8 protein-coding genes and 2 tRNA genes are annotated in these 18,785 nt (G+C 48.6%); 4 read left to right on the top strand and 6 right to left on the bottom strand.

Annotated elements, in window-relative coordinates:
- Positions 1-87 precede the first annotated feature (87 nt).
- From cspE to EDC16_RS11945, 3 genes are all read right to left on the bottom strand, one after another.
- Positions 88-297 (bottom strand): transcription antiterminator/RNA stability regulator CspE, encoded by a 210-nt coding sequence (gene cspE, locus EDC16_RS11955; RefSeq protein ID WP_132968085.1) that lies wholly within the window; start codon positions 295-297, stop codon positions 88-90.
- Positions 298-906: 609 nt separating this feature from the next.
- Positions 907-983 (bottom strand) — tRNA-Arg (locus tag EDC16_RS11950).
- Between the two features lie 48 nt (positions 984-1,031).
- Positions 1,032-1,108, bottom strand: a tRNA-Pro gene (locus EDC16_RS11945).
- A gap of 161 nt (positions 1,109-1,269) precedes the next feature.
- On the opposite strand from EDC16_RS11945, the gene folD reads away from it, so the two are divergent.
- Both folD and EDC16_RS11935 read left to right on the top strand, forming a co-directional pair.
- Complete coding sequence (gene folD / locus EDC16_RS11940) at positions 1,270-2,124, top strand: bifunctional methylenetetrahydrofolate dehydrogenase/methenyltetrahydrofolate cyclohydrolase FolD (RefSeq protein WP_132968084.1); 855 nt, start codon at positions 1,270-1,272, stop codon at positions 2,122-2,124.
- Between the two features lie 60 nt (positions 2,125-2,184).
- Positions 2,185-2,628, top strand: coding sequence for a hypothetical protein (locus EDC16_RS11935; protein ID WP_132968083.1), 444 nt, complete (start codon positions 2,185-2,187; stop codon positions 2,626-2,628).
- Between the two features lie 82 nt (positions 2,629-2,710).
- Here the strand turns inward: EDC16_RS11935 and EDC16_RS11930 are convergent, their stop codons facing one another.
- The 3 genes from EDC16_RS11930 to cysS all read right to left on the bottom strand — a co-directional run bounded on the left by EDC16_RS11930 (position 2,711) and on the right by cysS (position 17,400).
- On the bottom strand, positions 2,711-3,457 hold the full coding sequence (locus EDC16_RS11930; RefSeq protein ID WP_132968082.1) for an OmpA family protein: 747 nt from the start codon (positions 3,455-3,457) through the stop codon (positions 2,711-2,713).
- A gap of 64 nt (positions 3,458-3,521) precedes the next feature.
- A complete protein-coding gene (locus tag EDC16_RS11925) occupies positions 3,522-15,665 on the bottom strand; it encodes a YadA-like family protein (RefSeq protein ID WP_132968081.1) in 12,144 nt (4,047 codons plus the stop codon).
- 355 nt (positions 15,666-16,020) lie between these two features.
- Positions 16,021-17,400, bottom strand: a complete 1,380-nt coding sequence (gene cysS / locus EDC16_RS11920) for a cysteine--tRNA ligase (RefSeq protein ID WP_132968080.1) — start codon at positions 17,398-17,400, stop codon at positions 16,021-16,023.
- Between the two features lie 139 nt (positions 17,401-17,539).
- On the opposite strand from cysS, the gene EDC16_RS11915 reads away from it, so the two are divergent.
- Complete coding sequence (locus tag EDC16_RS11915) at positions 17,540-18,049, top strand: peptidylprolyl isomerase (protein WP_132968079.1); 510 nt, start codon at positions 17,540-17,542, stop codon at positions 18,047-18,049.
- A gap of 113 nt (positions 18,050-18,162) precedes the next feature.
- Complete coding sequence (locus EDC16_RS11910) at positions 18,163-18,696, top strand: Fic family protein (RefSeq protein ID WP_232517259.1); 534 nt, start codon at positions 18,163-18,165, stop codon at positions 18,694-18,696.
- Positions 18,697-18,785 lie beyond the last annotated feature (89 nt).

Genomic DNA, 18,785 nt, shown 5'->3' with positions numbered 1-18,785 from the left:
TAAAGAATAACAGAGCCTAAAATTAACCCAATAAAAAACCTCCCGAAGGAGGCTTAATCATATGCTTTGGCGAACCGCACTTTACAGTTACAGTACAACAACATCCACAGCTGCTGGGCCGCGTTGAGAATCTTGTACGTTGAATTCTACACGCGCACCTTCTTCTAAAGTTCTATAGTTGTCACCAACGATACCAGAGAAGTGAACGAATAGGTCTTTACCACCGTTTGACGGAGTAATGAAGCCGAAGCCTTTAGTTGAGTTGAACCATTTTACAGAGCCTGTTAATTTAGACATGCTGTCATCCTTAATCAATAATTTTAAATAAAGTTGCTTGAAAATAAGCTGTTTGCTAACACTTGAACTTAGATAGAGATTGGTATTCAAAGACTTTCAGGAAAACAAAATAAAATTTGTATTAAGGAAGTGCAGGAAATATCGAACTTAAATAAACCTCGTCTAGCTGTGGCGCATTAGAACACGATTATCGATGAATAACAAGCGATTTATGACTTTATTTTCGGAAAGTTCATGAATAATGTCATATTAAGATATTAAGAAAATTATGCTAGAATTTTGAGGTGCTTATGAAAGCATAGGTGGGTCTGCAAATAAACAGCCCCACCAGTGGGTAGCTAGTGGGGCTAGTTGCAGACCTTGTGATTTATATCGACAAGGAAACCTTTATGAAACGTTTAATAATGTATCTAATCGTTATTCTGCCTTGCTTACTACTAACAAGTAGTTCGCCTACTGGAATGTAGCAGATCATAACCTTAATAAGCGAGCGTTGGGGAACGCCCGCTTATTTTTTATTCTAGCAATAATATTATTTTTGTCAAATCACGAGATCAGCAATAGCTAATCGCACATTGATTAAAGCACGATGATTCAAAAATAGATAAATGGCACGCCCTACAGGATTCGAACCTGTGACCTACGGCTTAGAAGGCCGTTGCTCTATCCAGCTGAGCTAAGGGCGCACGGTTATTGCATCATTAGTTGGATATATAAATAAGGGAAGAAAGAAGTGGTCGGCGAGATAGGATTTGAACCTACGACCCACTGGTCCCAAACCAGTTGCGCTACCAAGCTGCGCTACTCGCCGACAAGTAGCGTGCATTATAAGAGTCTGAAATTTTTCGTCAATCACTTTTTATCTTTTTTAGTTCAGTCGCTTATTTTTTAACGAATTTCCTCTTACAATCCCCGCTTTTTTCTGCCAAAATAACCTAATTCGTTAGAGTATTACTAAAAAAGGATTAATAAATGTCTGCGCAAATTATTTCCGGCACACATATTGCAGCTCAGATAAACACCGAGATTACAGAAAAAATCCGTGATCGTATACGTGAAGGTAAACGGCCGCCGGGGCTAGCTGTCATTTTAGTCGGTGCCGATCCGGCTTCACAAGTCTATGTCGGCAGCAAACGCAAAACCTGTGCGGAGCTGGGCATTTATTCGCAATCTTACGATTTGCCAGCTGAAACAGACGAACAAACGCTATTAGCACTCATCGAACAACTGAATAATAATACGCAAATTGATGGTATTTTAGTTCAACTGCCGTTGCCGGCACAAATCGACACCACCAAAGTGATTGAACGTATAACTCCGAGTAAGGATGTCGATGGGTTTCACCCATACAACGTCGGGCGTTTATGCCAGCGCATTCCTCTGCTGCGCGCCTGTACCCCTTATGGTATCATCAAATTGTTACAAACCACCGGCATCAATCTGTACGAACAGCATGCTGTAGTCGTCGGCGCTTCAAATATTGTCGGACGACCAATGGCGCTAGAGCTACTACTGGCGGGCTGTACCGTCACGGTTACTCACCGCTTTACGCAAAATTTAGAGCAGCATATCCGCCAAGCTGATATTTTGGTCGTTGCTGTCGGCAAACCGCACTTTATTCCGGGCGATTGGATCAAAAAAGGCGCAACAGTTATTGATGTCGGTATAAACCGTACCGAAAATGGTTTAGTTGGCGATGTTGATTTTAATACTGCCAGCGAAAATGCAGCATTTATTACCCCAGTGCCCGGTGGCGTTGGGCCGATGACGGTTGCGATGTTAATGAGCAATACGTTGTATGCCTGCGAACACTATCATGACCAATAACGATTTTTATCGGGAATCCTATCTCGGATTTCTATTCTAGCACCCTAAAAGGAGAAAGATATGTCTTTGAAAAAAACTATGTTACTCGCTACTGCTTGCTCTACTGTATTAATCGCTTGCAGCCACTCCGTAGATAACCAAGTCGCCGTAAAAGATTATCAAGAACCTATTTTGACGGCAAAATGGATCAGCTACCAATGTGAAAATGGTGTTGATCAAAAACAGGCAAAAGCCCGCTATCACTTTGGCGAAGCCACTGCAGTTGCGCAAGTGACTTTAGGCGAGGAAATTTTAACCATGGATTATGATGGTGATAAATCCAATCCGGAAACAACTGTCTTCAGTGTTGGTGATTACTCTTGGTCCATCAGCAATAACAACGCCGGGCAGTCCCCTGAAAAAGAGGGCAACGGCTTCCTGACCTTGACGAAAAACGATACGGTTAACGGTGCGACCGTTAAAGTCGATCAAATTTTGAAAAAATCCTGCTTCCCGGTTAAATAAGCCTTAACATCGAGCTATACCATAAAAAACCCTGTCATTATCATCATGACAGGGTTTATTTTAAACTGAGCTTAGCAACAGCTTAGTTAGCCGAGATCACCACACGGCGGTTTGGACGCAGGCAGTCACGCAATGCTTGTCCTTGTTCCGCTTCACACGCCACCACTTGATCTGCTTTGCCGTGTCCGACTGCTGTCACTGCACTTGCCGCAAATCCTTTCGAAACCAAATAGGCTTTCACCGCTTCCGCACGCTGTTGTGACAAGCGTTGGTTATAGCTGTCCGAACCTAAACGATCGGTATAGCCGTCCACTGTCAGCGCTTTGCTGCCACTCACATTTAAACCACGCGCCACTTCATCAATCGTCGATTTGCCTTTGGCGCTCAAGGTCGCCGAGTCAAAATCAAACAAGAAGTCGCCCGACAGTTCATACTGATTGTTACAGCCGGTCGGTTTCCAGAAGAATGATTGGGCATTCATGTCTTTGTCGAACAACACTTTGTATTGACAAATTTTATGCTCACCGTTTTGACGGTAGTTGAACACATAATCCCATTCACGCACCGCAAACAAGCCTTCGCTAAAGTGCGGTCTGCCGATCAGATAATACAGCTGATCTTTGTTCATGCCTTTTTCGATCATGCGCACGTTATCCCAGTTCGGCCAAATGCCATACTGCGAACCGCTGAAATTCACACCGGCATCTTCCACTTTCGGCCACACCGGCTGATCGGTCGTGCCATCGGATTTAACATCGCTCAAACGACAGCCCGCCAATGCGACTGCAACTGCCAGTGGTAGCGCATACTTCACTAACTTTAATTTCATCTCACCATTTCCTTTTTGTTGACCGCACTTTGCACAACGTTGTCCAAAGTGCGGTTAAGATTTATTACCACTGATAACCTACGCTGACAGAACCACCGGCATCACCTTGACTGGTTGACATACCGGTCAGTTTCACCCCGATTTTGCCATTGTCAGAGATTCTGGAAACACCGATAGCCAACGCGTTTTCACCGCGATAAGTACCTGCACCGACAGAAACCATGGATTTACCCGGCAAGTAGGCTTGGTAGAGACCGGCGGTTGCCAACGCTCCGGCGATACCCGCTCTGGCACTCTTATCAACTTCATTGATACGTCTGCTCAGGTTATTCCCCATCGCTTGGACTTGCCCGAAGTTGACCGCATCACCCGCTTCTGTTGCATTGGCCACATTGCTGATTTTGGTGCCCGCTGCATTAATACCGCTGGTCGTCAAGCTAGGGCCATTGCCACCACCCGTGGTCAAGCCGTTGCTATTCATCACAGTGCCACCGGTGGTAACACGGCTGAACTCCGGAGTATCGGTCATGCTGATGGTCAGGTTATTACCACTCACAGAAGTGCTGATGTTTTTACCATCACCCTTCACATTCACAGTATTACCCAGTTTCGCATCATAGCTGCCACTATCACCGGTAAAGGTAATTGGTTTAACAATCTCTTGGTTGAAGTAATTCAATGCTCCACCAACACTGTTTGCTGTTACTGTCGAACCATCCGTTTTGGTGATGGTATAAGTCGGAGCCGTCACCGTACCGTCAGGGTTAACTTTCGCGCCATCGCCCAATGCTTTAGCAACAGATTCTGCAACATCACGAACTTGGCCACCATTGACAGCTTGTTGGCTACCTGCAGCAATGCTGCCGGCTTTCACCCCGTCGATCACAGTATTGCCTGCATTGATACCGTTGTTGTCGATCTTGACAGTATCACCGAACTTGGCACTGGCAACCTCCACATCATTAGCCAATGCCACAGTGATATTGCCCTTGGTATCCACTTGCGTCATGATGTTTTTGCCGCCATCAAACTTGCTGAAGTCGGTATTGCTGTCCGCACCTTTCACATTAACCGTTGATCCCAGCTTAGCAGTATAAGTATCACCGCTGTTGGCACCAAATTTCAGACCGCTATCAACTAAGTCGCTAGTGGCGTTTTTGATCGCATTATGCACATCGCCACCGTTCACTGCATCGGTACTGGTTGCACTGATATCACCCGATGCCACATTCGTGATCTTAGTTCCTGCCGCATCAATCCCGGCTTTCGTCACACTCGGACCACCTGCGATGGTTAAGCCATCGTTGTTGATGGTGGTATCGCCCGCTTTAACGCTGTCCACCTTCAGATCTTTAGCGGTAGCAACATTATATGTCATACTGCCGTCGCTGTTGGTTGTTGGGGTAACCACAATATTGTCACCCGCAGTAACCGTCGTTTTGGCTGCAGCTGCCGCTTTATCCAATTGATTAATGGCTTCGTTGACACTGGTCACCGAATTGCCGCCAACATTCATCTGGGTGTTGTCCAACTGCGCCACAGTGTTGCCGCTGTCATCGACCACTTTAACCGTGCCGGTTGTGCTCACACCATCCTTGCCGACACTGGCCAAGCTGGTGCCGTCCGCACCTTTAACACTCATGCCGTCCACCCCATAGCTGGCGGTGCGGCCGTCGTCGTTGGTCACAGTGGTGCCGCCGCCGTTCAATACCGTGGTATTGCCGTTGGCGTCTTTGCCGACCGTCACGCTGTCTAAGCCGCTCAGATCTTTCGCCAAGGCAACACGAATCAGACCATTGTCGATTTGGGTCATGATGTTTTGTCCCGCATCAAACTTGCTGAAATCGGTATTGCTGTCTGCGCCTTTCACTGCCACCGTGCTGCCTAACTTAGCGGTGTAATCAGTGCCGTCATTGGCACCAAATATCAGTCCTTTATTGGTCAGGTTGACAACTTGATTGTTCAAATCCGCCGCATTCACTGCTTTATTCGCATTGGCTACATCGCTGATATCACCCGCACTTGCCACATTATTCAAGCTGGTACCGCCGATAGTCGTAATCACACCGGTCGTATCATCTTTAGTCGCAGTTGCCTCAGTGCCCGCCAAGGTCACACTGTCTTTGTTCGGTGTGCCGTCTGCGTTTTTGTCGTATTTGACCGCAAAGCTGTCAGCCGTTTGTTGCACACTGTTCAACTGGTTCAACGCCGTGTTGATATTGGTAATATCGTTGCCGTCGTTGTCTTTCACTGTAATCGGTGTGCTGTCCAAAGAAGCAACTTCTTTACCATCCTTGTCTTTGATCACCAGACCGTCGGCACCGTAAGTGCTGGTATTCGTGCCGTCGGTGACGGTGGTGCCCGTTGCCGTCAGTTTGGTGACATTGCCCGCACCGTCATCAGCCGTTACGCTGGTGGCAGTAATATCCTTAAAAGTCGGGCTCTCTTTCATGCTCACGGTCACCGTGGTTTTACCGTCCGCATCTTGTGTAACATTGGTTGCCAAGTTGGTAGTGACAGTATCGGTGGCATTACCCGCCACAATCGCCAGCTCATTGCCCAGTTTATGCGTTTTAACATCCGCATTATCGGCATTGACTTTAAAGCCGCTGTCGGTCAAGCCTGTGACCGCACTTTGCAGATCAGCCACATTCACCGCATTGGTCAACACCGCACCGCTGGCATCACCCAAAGCCGTATCGCCCAAGCCGCTCTTCACATTGGTGATTTGGTTGCCACCATTGTTCAAGCCGTCTTTGGTCAAGCTGACCGCACTGCCCGCAGTACCATTGCTGATGGTCAAGCCGTTGGTGGTGAGTTCACTGTCGCCAACGGTGACTTTTTCCAATCCGGTCAGGTTTTTCGCCAGTTTGACGGTGATCGAACCGTCTTCCGCACCTACAGTACCGATGTTGTTATCGGTCAATTGATCCGCAGCTGCACCGCCTTTCACGCTCAGCACGTCAGTCGGTTTGCGTTTCACGGTCACCGCTGTGTTGTCGCCTTGGTATTGGGTTTCGGTATTTTGAATCGCCGTATACACATCGCCGCCGTTGACTGCATCGGTGCTGTCCGCTGCTACCGTACCTGAACCCACATTGGTGATCTTGTCACCGCCCACATCCAAGCCGTTTGCGGTGCTGGTCAACGTGGTGTTATTGGTGTCATCACCAATTTTCACACTGCTGAATTCCGGTGTAGCCGAAGTAGCAATCGATACTTTTTGCCCATCTTGAGTAATGACGATATTTTTACCGGCATCAATGGTCACCGTATCCTCGGCTTTCACTGCCGTGACCGCACTTCCACTTGCTGTGCCGTCCGATTGAGAAGTCGTGACGTTCCAGCCTTTTTGCAAGGTTTCAATATTTTGATTGGTAGCAAACAACTGGCTGCCATTGACCGCATCCGTACTGTTCGCACTCAGATCCCCCGCCTTGACATTGGTCAACTGCACCGGCGTTGTGCTGTCTGTGCCACCCAAGGTTACTTTATCTTTCACAGCTGGATCATCATATTGCACCGCATTGTCTGCTTTCGCCAGCGAATCGGTCACTTTGTCGCTCAACTTCAGCTTGATGCCTTGGTCTGCTGCGGTTGTTTCAATTTGATCCGCCGTACCGGTCACCGACAATGTTTGTGTTTTCAGGTTAACATTACCGGCACCGCTGTCGCCTGAGGTATTCAGCGCAACGGCATCAACTGTAGTGTTAATATTGGTTACCTGATCATCCACATATTTTTTATTGGCAGCATCACCATCTTCAGTCGGTGCAACCAAGCCGGTCACTTTGCCATCACCAATCGTCACCGGATTGTTACCACTAGTCACAAATGTTGGTGCGGTCACCGTACCGGTAAAGGTCGGTGCATTTTTCATGCTTACGGTCACCGTAGTTTTACCGTCCGCATCTTGCTCAACTTTGGTTGCCAAGTTGCTGCTAGATGTGTCTGTGGCATTACCCGCCACAATCGCCAACTCGTTGCCCAGTTTATGGGTTTTAGCATCCGCATTATCGGCATTGACTTTAAAGCCACCATCGGTCAACCCTGTGACCGCACTTTGCAGGTCAGCCACATTCACCGCATTGGTCAACACCGCACCGCTGGCATTACCCAACGTTGTACCGTCCAAACCGCTCTTCAGATTAGTGATCTTATCACCGCCCACATCCAAGCCGTTGGCTGTGCTGGTCAATGTGGTGTTATTGGTGGTATCACCAATTTTCACGCTGGTGAACTCCGGATTCTCCGCCAATTGAATTTGTACGGCTCCGGTGGTTTTATCCGTAATTGTTTGGATATTTTTTCCACTGTAGCTGCCTGCTGTCGCCGCATCCGTTGAGAGCGCTGTCAGGCTGCCATCAGTTGCACCGTAGATCTTCAGGGTTTCACCTAATTTACGCTCAACATCGCTCGTGCCATCTGCTGCTACACGGCTGTTGCCGGCAAAAGTCAGTGGTTTCGCTGCTGCGCCTGCCACTTCATTCAATTGCGCCACATTCACCGCATCGGTATCCGCTGTGCCGGTAGCAACATTGGTGATCTTGTCACCGCCCACATCCAAGCCGTTGGCTGTGCTGGTCAGCGTGGTGTTATTGGTGGCATCACCAATTTTCACACTGGTGAATTCCGGTGTATCAGAAGTGGCAATAGTTAATGTTTTGCCCTCTTGAGTTACCAAAATATTTTTGCCGTCTTTAAACGTCACCGTATCATTCGGTGCTACGTTCGCTGCGGTCGTATCATTGGCTTGCACATTCCACCCGGCACTGGCAACCTCGCTAACCGCTTTCAACTGGTCTTCTGTCGCGGCTTGCCCGCTGGTGATGTTGGCTGCATCAAAGGTAGTATTGGTCAAACCGCCAACCGTACCGGCTTCGCCATTGATCGTCACCGGTTTGCCTGTGGTTGCATTGCCAATAGTAACGGTATTCGCCAATGCCAACTGCGTACCACCGGCAATGGTTGTACTGGTGATGTTGCTATCGCCTTTCACATTGATGGTGTCGCCCAACGCATATTTATTGCTGCCCTCGGTGCCACCAAAATTAATACCTTTGGCAATATTGGCCGCATTGGTTGCTATATTCGTGGTGTTGATTGCTACATTTTGGTTGGTTTCAAACAATTGAGAACCATTAACCGCTTGTTTGCTGTCAGCAGATAATGTTCCCGGTGCAACATTGTTAATCGTCACACCACCGCTGGTATCACCATCTTTACCCACCAAAGTAACTGAATCGGTAGCAGTAAATTGATCACCAGTCGAAACATTGCCACCTGCTGCGGTATTGGTGTTGCTGTAGCGAAGCGCACCCGGTGCGGCTTCCACTGTTACAACACTATTTCCGTCGGCACCTTGCGCAACCGTAACCTGCGTGCTTTCTTCATTACCGGAAACAAAATCAACCCGCTTACCGGCAGCCACATTACCAATTTTATCTTCGGTGATATCGTTACCGATTTCCCAACCACCGGCAACTTTATTTAACTGAGACATATTCACCGCATCGTCGTCATTCACGCCGTCTGCCACATTGGTGATCGGTAAGCCGCCTGCATCAATGCCGGCACTGGTAATCGTCACTTTGTCACCAACCGACAAACTTTCGGTTGCGACATCAGTTAATCCGGTCAGATTTTTCGCCAATTTCACGGCAATAGAACCATCGGCATTACCCACCGTACCGATATTGTTATCAGTTAAATCGGTTGCTCCGCCAGTAATGCTCAACACTTCAGCCGGTTTGCGTTTCACGGTCACCGTTGTGTTATCCCCTTGGTATTGGGTTTCCAGATTGGTAATGGCATTTTTCACATCGCCGATGTTGGCAGCGTTGGTGAGGGTGTCGCCTGCGGCATCTGCCAAGGTTGTACCGTCAACACCGCTCTTCACAGCGGTGATTTGTTGGCTGCCTGCATTGATACCTTCGGCGTTAATCACCGGGCCATTGGTGATGGTCAAACTGTCAGCAACTAAAGCCGCTGCAGTAGCAATGGTGAATTCTTTGCCATTTTGGGTGATTTCAATATTTTTGCCATCAATAAATTTAACCGTATCGCCCATCGCAACTTTCTCTGCTGCTGTTGCGTTAGCCTGTACATTCCAGCCTTTGCCCACTTCAGTTTGCAGATTGGTGATATTTGTTGCATTCGTAGTTACATTAGTATTGGTGGCAAACAATTGAGAACCGTTAACCGCTTGTTTGCTGTCAGCAGATAATGTTCCCGGTGCAACATTGTTAATCGTCACACCACCGCTGGTATCACCATCTTTACCCACCAAAGTAACTGAATCGGTAGCAGTAAATTGATCACCAGTCGAAACATTGCCACCTGCTGCGGTATTGGTGTTGCTGTAGCGAAGCGCACCCGGTGCGGCTTCCACTGTTACAACACTATTTCCGTCGGCACCTTGCGCAACCGTAACCTGCGTGCTTTCTTCATTACCGGAAACAAAATCAACCCGCTTACCGGCAGCCACATTACCAATTTTATCTTCGGTGATATCGTTACCGATTTCCCAACCACCGGCAACTTTATTTAACTGAGACATATTCACCGCATCGTCGTCATTCACGCCGTCTGCCACATTGGTGATCGGTAAGCCGCCTGCATCAATGCCGGCACTGGTAATCGTCACTTTGTCACCAACCGACAAACTTTCGGTTGCGACATCAGTTAATCCGGTCAGATTTTTCGCCAATTTCACGGCAATAGAACCATCGGCATTACCCACCGTACCGATATTGTTATCAGTTAAATCGGTTGCTCCGCCAGTAATGCTCAACACTTCAGCCGGTTTGCGTTTCACGGTCACCGTTGTGTTGTCGCCTTGGTATTGGGTTTCCAGATTGGTAATAGCATTTTTCACATCGCCGATGTTGGCAGCGTTGGTGAGGGTGTCGCCTGCGGCATCTGCCAAGGTTGTGCCGTCAACACCGCTCTTCACAGCGGTGATTTGTTGGCTGCCTGCATTAATGCCGGTTTGGCTGATGCTCGGGCTGTTTGCCAAAGGTGTGCCGTTGGTTTCAGTAAAACTTAAACCTTTAGCGCCATACACCGCAGTGTTGCTGCCATCAGTCGCCACCACCGACACCGGGTCACCCAGTTTAATCGGTTTAACAGACACAGATGTAACGCCGCTAACCACTTCCAAACCGTCTTTATCCAGCTTGTTGTTGTTGATGGTAAGGCTGCCTGTTGCGCCAAGGTTGATATCTTTTGCCAGTTTTACCGTTAAGGTATCTGCGCCATTTGAAACAACGCCAATGTTATTGTCGGTAAGATTGGCTTCGGTGGTATTGCCGCCTTTAACATTTAAGGTTTCGCCGAGTTTGCGGGTGGCGTTGTCACCGCTGTCACCGGCAAAAGCAATACCTTTGCTGGCAATATCTTCAGAGGCTGTCACGCCTTTGGCGATATCTTCCTTGGTCTTATCAGTTAAGTCCAGTGCATAATCGGTAACGTTAGTAGTAGCATTTTTATCACCCGCAGTCACTTTAACCGCACCTGTGCCGGATACAGTAGTGCCGTCGGCATTCACGGTATATTCGGTGTTCACGCCGGTGGTGGTTGAGGTAACACTGGCTACATTGGTGCCTTTGACTACGCTACTGGTTTTAGCCGCATCTTGTACCGCTTTCAACTGGCTATAATTAACCGCATCGGTATCTGCCGAACCCGCAGTAACATTGGTGATTTTCTGGCTGCCTGCATCAATACCCGTGGTGGTCATGCTCGGACCACCATTGCCGGTGCTGATGGTTGGTGCCGTGATTGTGGTGGCGTTAACGCTAGTAAAGGTTGGCGTCATACTGGTAGACACTTTAATCCCACCATTATCATTGGTGATCAGAATATTGTCACCATTAACAAAATTCAACGTGGTATTGTCTTTATCAATCGTCTTCGCTGTCGTACCATTCACCTGCGCTGTCCAAGATTGAAGTGCACTATCGGCTTTGGCAATGCTGTCTTTCGTCTCTTGCGAGAGGTCAACTTTGTAGTTAGTGATATTGGTGGTGCCGTCTTTCGGATCGGCGCTCACTGTCACTGCGGTGGAACCTGCGGAAGCCGTTGTTCCGTTAGCATTAACGGTATAAACCGCTTGGCCATTGGCGCCTTCGGTTTTCACCACACTGGTCACATTGGTTCCATTTGTCACTTCGGTTTTCGCTGCTTTAATTGCATCGTGTACGGTAGTTTTACCGGTGTCACCAATATTGGTCATGGTGATGTTGCCATCTGTAGCCAACTTGGCATCGCCGCCTAAAATGCTTACGGCAGTAGTGGCAACATTACTCAAGGTTAAATTAGTCGCATACAACTGGCTGCCGTTGATAGCGTCGGTGCTGGTTTGGCTAATGCGTCCTGCTGCCACATTGGTCAGGGTGCGCTCTTTATCTGTGTCACCTACGCTCACGGTGGAGGTAGCGGCGGTGCCGGCAAAGCCGGAGTACTTCAAACCACCTATCCCTGCTTCGGTGGTGTTAACCACCGCTGCGGTAGCGGAATTGCTACCTAAAGCCACATCACCCGCATTGGCAGTGGCTTTAGCCGTATCTCCGAGTGCCAAAGCACCATCGGTTGTTGCCTGGCTGGAATAGCCAATCGCGGTTGCAGTATACAGTGCGCCGGTTGGCGTGGTGGCTCGGCTTTGTCCGCCAATCGCCACGCCCCCAAAATTATCCGATTCTGCCGAAGTGGCTTGCGCCCCCAGGCCGATTGCCACCGCATTCTGTCCATTAGCAACCGTTCCACGTCCCATGGCGACAGAGCCGGTTGATGCATTACTCTCATGACCAATCGCAACCGAATCGGCACCATCAGAGGTCTGAGCATTCAAGCCCATGGCAATACTTTGTGCACCCACTGCTTTGGCATTAGGCCCCAGTGCCATTGCATTTGCGCCGGTGGCACCGTCATTGTTGTAGTTGCCTGCTGTAGAATCAGTATTCGCTACGCTATAAAAATGGGTTAATTTGCCGGAAAGTGTATCCGCCACTGCATACAACTGGCTGCCGTTGATGGCATCTAAGCTGGTGGCAGACACTTGTCCGTTAGCGACGTTTTGAATTTGACGTGGTTTGGCAGCAGTGCCCACACTCACTACATCACCGTCAGCCGGGGCTGCACCAGCAGTAGCATAAGTGTAAGTTAAGCCGTTTAAATCAGTTTTTGCGGTATCTACAGCTTTGCTGACGGTAGAATCATTGCCCAACACCACAGCGCCATCTAAACCAGTGCCGACAATGACATTGTTGCCCAACACCATCACATTAGAGGAGCTAACATTATTGTTGTTACCCACAATGCGGATGCCGCTTGAGCCGCCAACAATCATGGCATTGTTGTTACCAAAAGCACCGGAATTATTGGCGGCAATCGGCTGAGCAGAAGTACCATTATCGTTACCAATGGTATAAGTACCGCTGCCTGAAATATAAGACGGATCACCCAGGGCACCGGAGTTAGCGCCTCTCACGACGTTACCGGTACCAATCGAGATGGTGTTTTCAGCCAATGCTTGCGCCCCGGTGCCCAAGGCGATGGCATTAGCCGCGGTGGCGGTGGTAATTTGATAGGTTGTTCCAGTTGGCAAGGCACTACCAATCGCAATCGCCGCTTCGCCGGTAACTCGGGTGGCGGTGCTGGCAACCACTGCACCATTGGTATTATAACGCGCACCACCGATGGCAATACCGGCTTCCGCAGGCGTAAGTATTCCCCTTGCCAGTGTTCCTGCGGTGGCATATTGCCCCACGCTTACGCTGCCGTTAGAACCGGTGGAATTGGCATTGGCACCCACTACAGTGGCACCGGTGGAGCCGGTGATGAGTGTATTGCCACCCAGCGCGGTGGCACTGCCCACGCCCAACAAGCGTTGGTTGGTGATGGTGGTTTCATCGGTAGCCACAATGCTGGCACCATAGCCCAACGCTACGGAAGCCAGATTTGCCCCCCGACCGCCTACCATAGCTCTGGCGTTATCACCGATCACCACATTGCCTGCGCCTGGATAGTTACTGATACCAAAATTATTGTTTGTGGTATTCATATCAGAAGTGCTCCAGTCTTTAGGCACACTGGCGGCGTTACGTCCAATCGATACGCTACTGCTAGCCGCCCAAGCGCCTTCGCCAACGGCGGTGCCCAGGTTGGCCCCCGCATTCCTACCGATTGCCGTGGATGAGCCTGCTGTGGCACTGGTTAGACCTGAGGTAGTTGCCCTGGCATTATCACCAATCGCAACACCGGAATACGTGGTACTGAGGGCGTTAATGCCGATGGCTATGGCATTCCCAGCAGAGCTATTAACGAGGGCAGCGTTGCCCATCGCAATTGAATTTGCTCCGAGTGCCCTTGCTGTATAACCCATTGCGACAGCATTGGCATTGGTGGCTTGCGAGGTTCTGCCAATGGCGATGGCATTATCTTGGCTCGCAACAGCGCCAGTGCTTAATGCCACTGTGTGAGAAGCCGCCATCGCTGTAGCAGCACTGCCTCTGCCTGCGGTTTGTCCAATAGCAATATTATTGTTGCCGGAAACATATTGTCCGGCCTGCAGCATGGCAGCGAAGTTGTTGCTACCTGAAACGTTTTGCCCGGCTTGCGAAGACAGCGCCAAGTTGGTGTTGCCGCTCACATTCTGCCCAGCACTACGACCAATGGCAGTATTTTCAGTATTAGTGGTTCCTGTTGTGGCAGTGCCTGCACTGTTGCCGATGGCAATGGTGTAGGCTTGAGTATTCAGTTGCCCTGCTGCGCTACCCATCACGACACTGCCTTGACCCAAGGCATGGGCGCTATTACCAACCGCAATCGCACTTATAGCGTTAGCCTGGGCTGAGCTGCCCAATGCAACGGTATTGCTGCTGGTGGCTTGCGTACCGACGGTACCAATGGCAACGGCATTGTTGCCGCTGGCAATGGAATTGGCTGCCGAACCGCCGCCGATGGCGATGGCTTGCTGGCCGGTGGCTTGTGCATAGCTACCCACAGCGGTTGAATAGCCTGTGGCGCTGCTTGACAATGCGCTATCACCAATAGCGACAGAGCCGGATTGTGCGTAAGGCGCAGCGGCTGTACCACCAAAGCCTGCACTACGACCAAAGGCAATATTGGCATTACCACTGACGCCGGAGCCCGCTTGGAAGCCCATGGCTAAGTTGGCACGACCGGATACGTTTTGCCCCGCATTGCCACCGATTGCCACGTTACCGTTGGCGGTGGTGGTTTGTCCCACACCGGCAGCACTACCGATGGAGATATTAGTGCCGTTTGCAGGATTGGCGGGACTGCTTGTACCATTGGTGTAAGCCCCTCTACCAATCGCTATATTGGCTCCGCCGGCTAATGCCTGCGCCCCTGAGCCCAGTGCTACCGAATCAAATCCCGTTGCATTAGTGCTCACGCCAATGGCAACGGTATTGGCAACGGTACCCGTGGCCAGATTACCGATGGCAATCGTACCACCACCACTGGCTGTTGACTGCCCGCCAATCGCAATCGAATCGGTGCCACTGGCCTGTGCGCCTCTTACCGTATTAGAACCAATCGCAACCGCTCCAACTGCACTGGCGGTGGTGGCATTGGCGCGGTTTGTCGCATCTGCCGCATTACCAATCGAACCGCCTATTGCCACCGTTTGGCTGGCAGTAGCGTTGGCAAAAGAACCCAGCGCTACCGCATCGTTTCCGCCGGCATTCGCTTTTACCCCAAATGCCGAACCACGTGTGCCGGCCTCGGCATACGGCCCCATTGCAGTGGCCCAAGCACCATTGGCCTTCGCGCCACTGCCCAATAAGGTAGCCGCGACTTGCCCGTTACCATTGGCACAACCCCAGACGGAAGCCAACTGCCCGGAGCCATCCACCGCAGAAACAGCGCTGTAATCCACGCCTGAGGCTGTACCTGTTCCACCCCAGCAACCCGTATTACCTACTGCGCTGCCAATAACGATGGAGGCATTAGGAGAACCATTTGTATATCCTGTTGTGGAGACAACCACAGCTTGAGCCAAGCCGGCGAACGCCATGCTGACCGCAAACGCCACGGCAGACAAAGGAGACAAGAGCGAATGGTTGCTTGCACGCACCAGCGTACGAACTGAGCCACCTTTGCTTTGAGATGATCCGAGCTCAGACACCACAACCCACGCCTGAACAACCTTACTCCAGATCACTTTATAAATTTTATTCATTGTTATACTCCGTTACACTGACTTGTCAAAAACAAAATCTTAATTATTTTTACAATTAAGACTATAATTGCGGCATTAGAACACTTTTTTAATTACTTTTCTATATGCTGAGTAAAAAAGTTTTTTATTACATTTACCAACATAAAAATAAAATAATTCATACGAATCGACATATTCGGTCAGAATGATTAAATCAATAAAATAACTTTATGAAAATAATCAGTTTTATGTTTTTTTATAAAACTAATCAGAGACAGAGTGGCAGGAAGTGTTCCGTGGAATAGACAAAGTGCGGTCTAAAAAACCGCACTTTGTTATATTGATAAGTTATAACTATTTCATTAAGTGTAAAAAGCTATGCTTTACGCCAAATGGTGCCGTCGGTGCTGTCCTCTAAAATGATGCCCATGGCGTTCAATTTATCGCGCGCTTGATCGGCCGCAGCCCAATTTTTGTCGGCACGGGCTTGGTTGCGTTGTTGAATTAAGGCTTCAATTTCAGCAACTTCGCTATCATTTGAACCGGCTTGCAAAAAAGCTTCCGGTTGTTGATATAGAATGCCCAACACTTCGCCCAGCTCACGCAAACGTGCTGCTAAGCCGTCGGCTTGTGCCGGGGATTCCTGCTTGGCTTTGTTGACTGCTCTTGCCAATTCAAATAGCACCGACAGCGCATTGGGCGTGTTAAAATCGTCATCCATCGCTTCCTTAAACGTCTTTACAAAACTCTCTCCACCGCTAGCTTTTGCCAGTGGATCGGTGCCACGCAGGGCGGTATAAAGTCGTTCAAGTGCGGTGTGCGCCAGATTCAAATTTTCTTCACTGTAATTTAATTGGCTACGGTATTGCCCGGTCAGCAGAAAATAACGCACGCTTTCGCCGTTGTAATGTTTCAGCACCTCACGAATGGTGAAGAAGTTATTGAGCGATTTCGACATCTTCTCTTTATCGACCATGATCATGCCGGAATGGATCCAGTAGTTGACATAATCATCGCCGTGGGCACAGCAAGATTGCGCGATTTCATTTTCATGGTGTGGAAACATCAAATCCGAGCCACCGCCGTGGATATCAAAGTGCGCGCCCAGCTCTTTGTGGTTCATTGCCGAACATTCGATATGCCAACCGGGACGCCCCAAACCCCAAGGCGACGCCCAGCTCGGTTCGTTCGGCTTCGACATTTTCCACAACACGAAATCCATCGGATTTTGTTTGATCGCAGAAATTTCGATTCTGGCACCGGCTTGCAACTGATCCAGATCTTGCCGCGACAGCAAGCCGTATTTGCCAAAACTCGGCACTGAGAACATCACATCGCCGTTATCTGCCACATACGCGTGTTTGCGTGCCAGTAATTTTTCGACCATCGCAATAATCTCAGCAATATGGTGGGTGGCGCGTGGCTCACGCGTGGGGGCTTGAATATTCAAGGCACTGAAATCGGCATGCATTTCCGTCACCATGCGATCGACCAGCTGATCACAACTTTCGCCATTTTCCGCTGCCCGTTTAATGATTTTGTCATCCACATCGGTGATGTTGCGCACATAAGTCAGGTCGTAGCCACAATAGCGTAAATAACGGGCGATCATATCAAAGCAGACAAAGGTGCGCCCGTGACCAATATGGCAGTAGTCATACACCGTCACACCACACACATACATCCCCACTTTTCCGGCATGGATCGGTTTAAATTCTTGTTTTTCCCGTTTTAACGTATTATAGATTTTTAACATTTTCTGTCCTGCGTTCTCTGTCGTCGTTTAAATAATATGACTGATTAGGGTCTGTTGAGTCAGTAGCCGTTTTGTTATTTTTATGAAATAATAGCACCACATTATCACGTTTTTACCACAATTAAATAGGATTTAATTTATGGTCACACTACACACCAATTTTGGCGATATCAAACTAGCATTAAACAGCGAAAAAGCCCCAATTACCAGCGAAAATTTTCTAAATTACTGTAAAAAAGGCTTTTATAACAATACCATTTTCCATCGTGTGATCGATGGCTTTATGATTCAGGGTGGCGGCATGGAACCCGGCATGAAAGAGAAAGCCACCGACAAACCGATTCAAAACGAAGCCAGCAATGGGTTAAGCAATAAAAAAGGCACAATTGCCATGGCACGCACCAGCGATCCGCACTCTGCCACCGCCCAATTTTTTATCAATGTGGCCGACAACACATTCTTGGATTACCGTGGCAAAAAGATGTACGACCGTGACGTGGTGCAAGAGTGGGGCTATGCCGTGTTCGGCGAAGTGGTCGAAGGCATGGACGTAGTAGAGAAAATTCGCCAAGTGAAAACCGGCAATAAAGGCTTCCACCAAGACGTGCCGCAAGAAGATGTGGTTATTCAATCGGTGACGGTGGAGTAATTCCGTTTTTATCCGGTTACTGACAAAGATATTTGATTAGGCAATGTAGAGGCGGATTAACTATCCGCCCGTTTGCGAAGTGCGGCATAAGCACTTAATCGAGGAAAACGCTTATGGACTCCGTTGAACAACTCAAAAAAATACTCGATACAAAAAGACCATTAGATCCTATTACGGCGCAATCATTACAAGATGATTTTATGATTCGATACAATCAAGCCTCTAACGCTATCGAAGGAAACCAATTAACGTTAATTGAAACAAGAGTATTGCTTGAAAACGGGATGACGGCTAAAGGTAAGCCGTTTAAAGATCACTTAGACGTCATCAACCATCAAGAGGCCATTTATTATCTATTAGATATTATTAAGAATAAAGAGCCGTTATCTGAGCGACACATTAAAGAATTTAATACATTACTTTTAAAATCAACAAAATATGAAATGTATTCGGGCAAATACCGTTCTGTTCCTGTCATGATTCAGGGGGCAAAGCATATTCCGCCTCAACCGTACTTAGTGCAAAACGAAATAGATAGGCTACTAGAAAAAAACGCAAGGGATAAAGAAGAAGGGAGAGCTGATTTAGAGCGTATTGCTGAATTACATGCTAATTTTGTCCGTATTCATCCTTTTGTTGATGTGTAATAGTTCAATTTCCTGCAACAATTTTAAGACTGGTTTTAATTAAAAAGCATTTTAGTATTTGCCTTTTGTCGTTCAAACATCACGGGTGA

The organism is Testudinibacter aquarius (genome assembly GCF_004342725.1).
In the GTDB taxonomy this organism is placed as follows: Bacteria; Pseudomonadota; Gammaproteobacteria; order Enterobacterales; family Pasteurellaceae; genus Chelonobacter; species Chelonobacter aquarius.
This window is presented reverse-complemented; position numbering and strand designations above follow the sequence as displayed.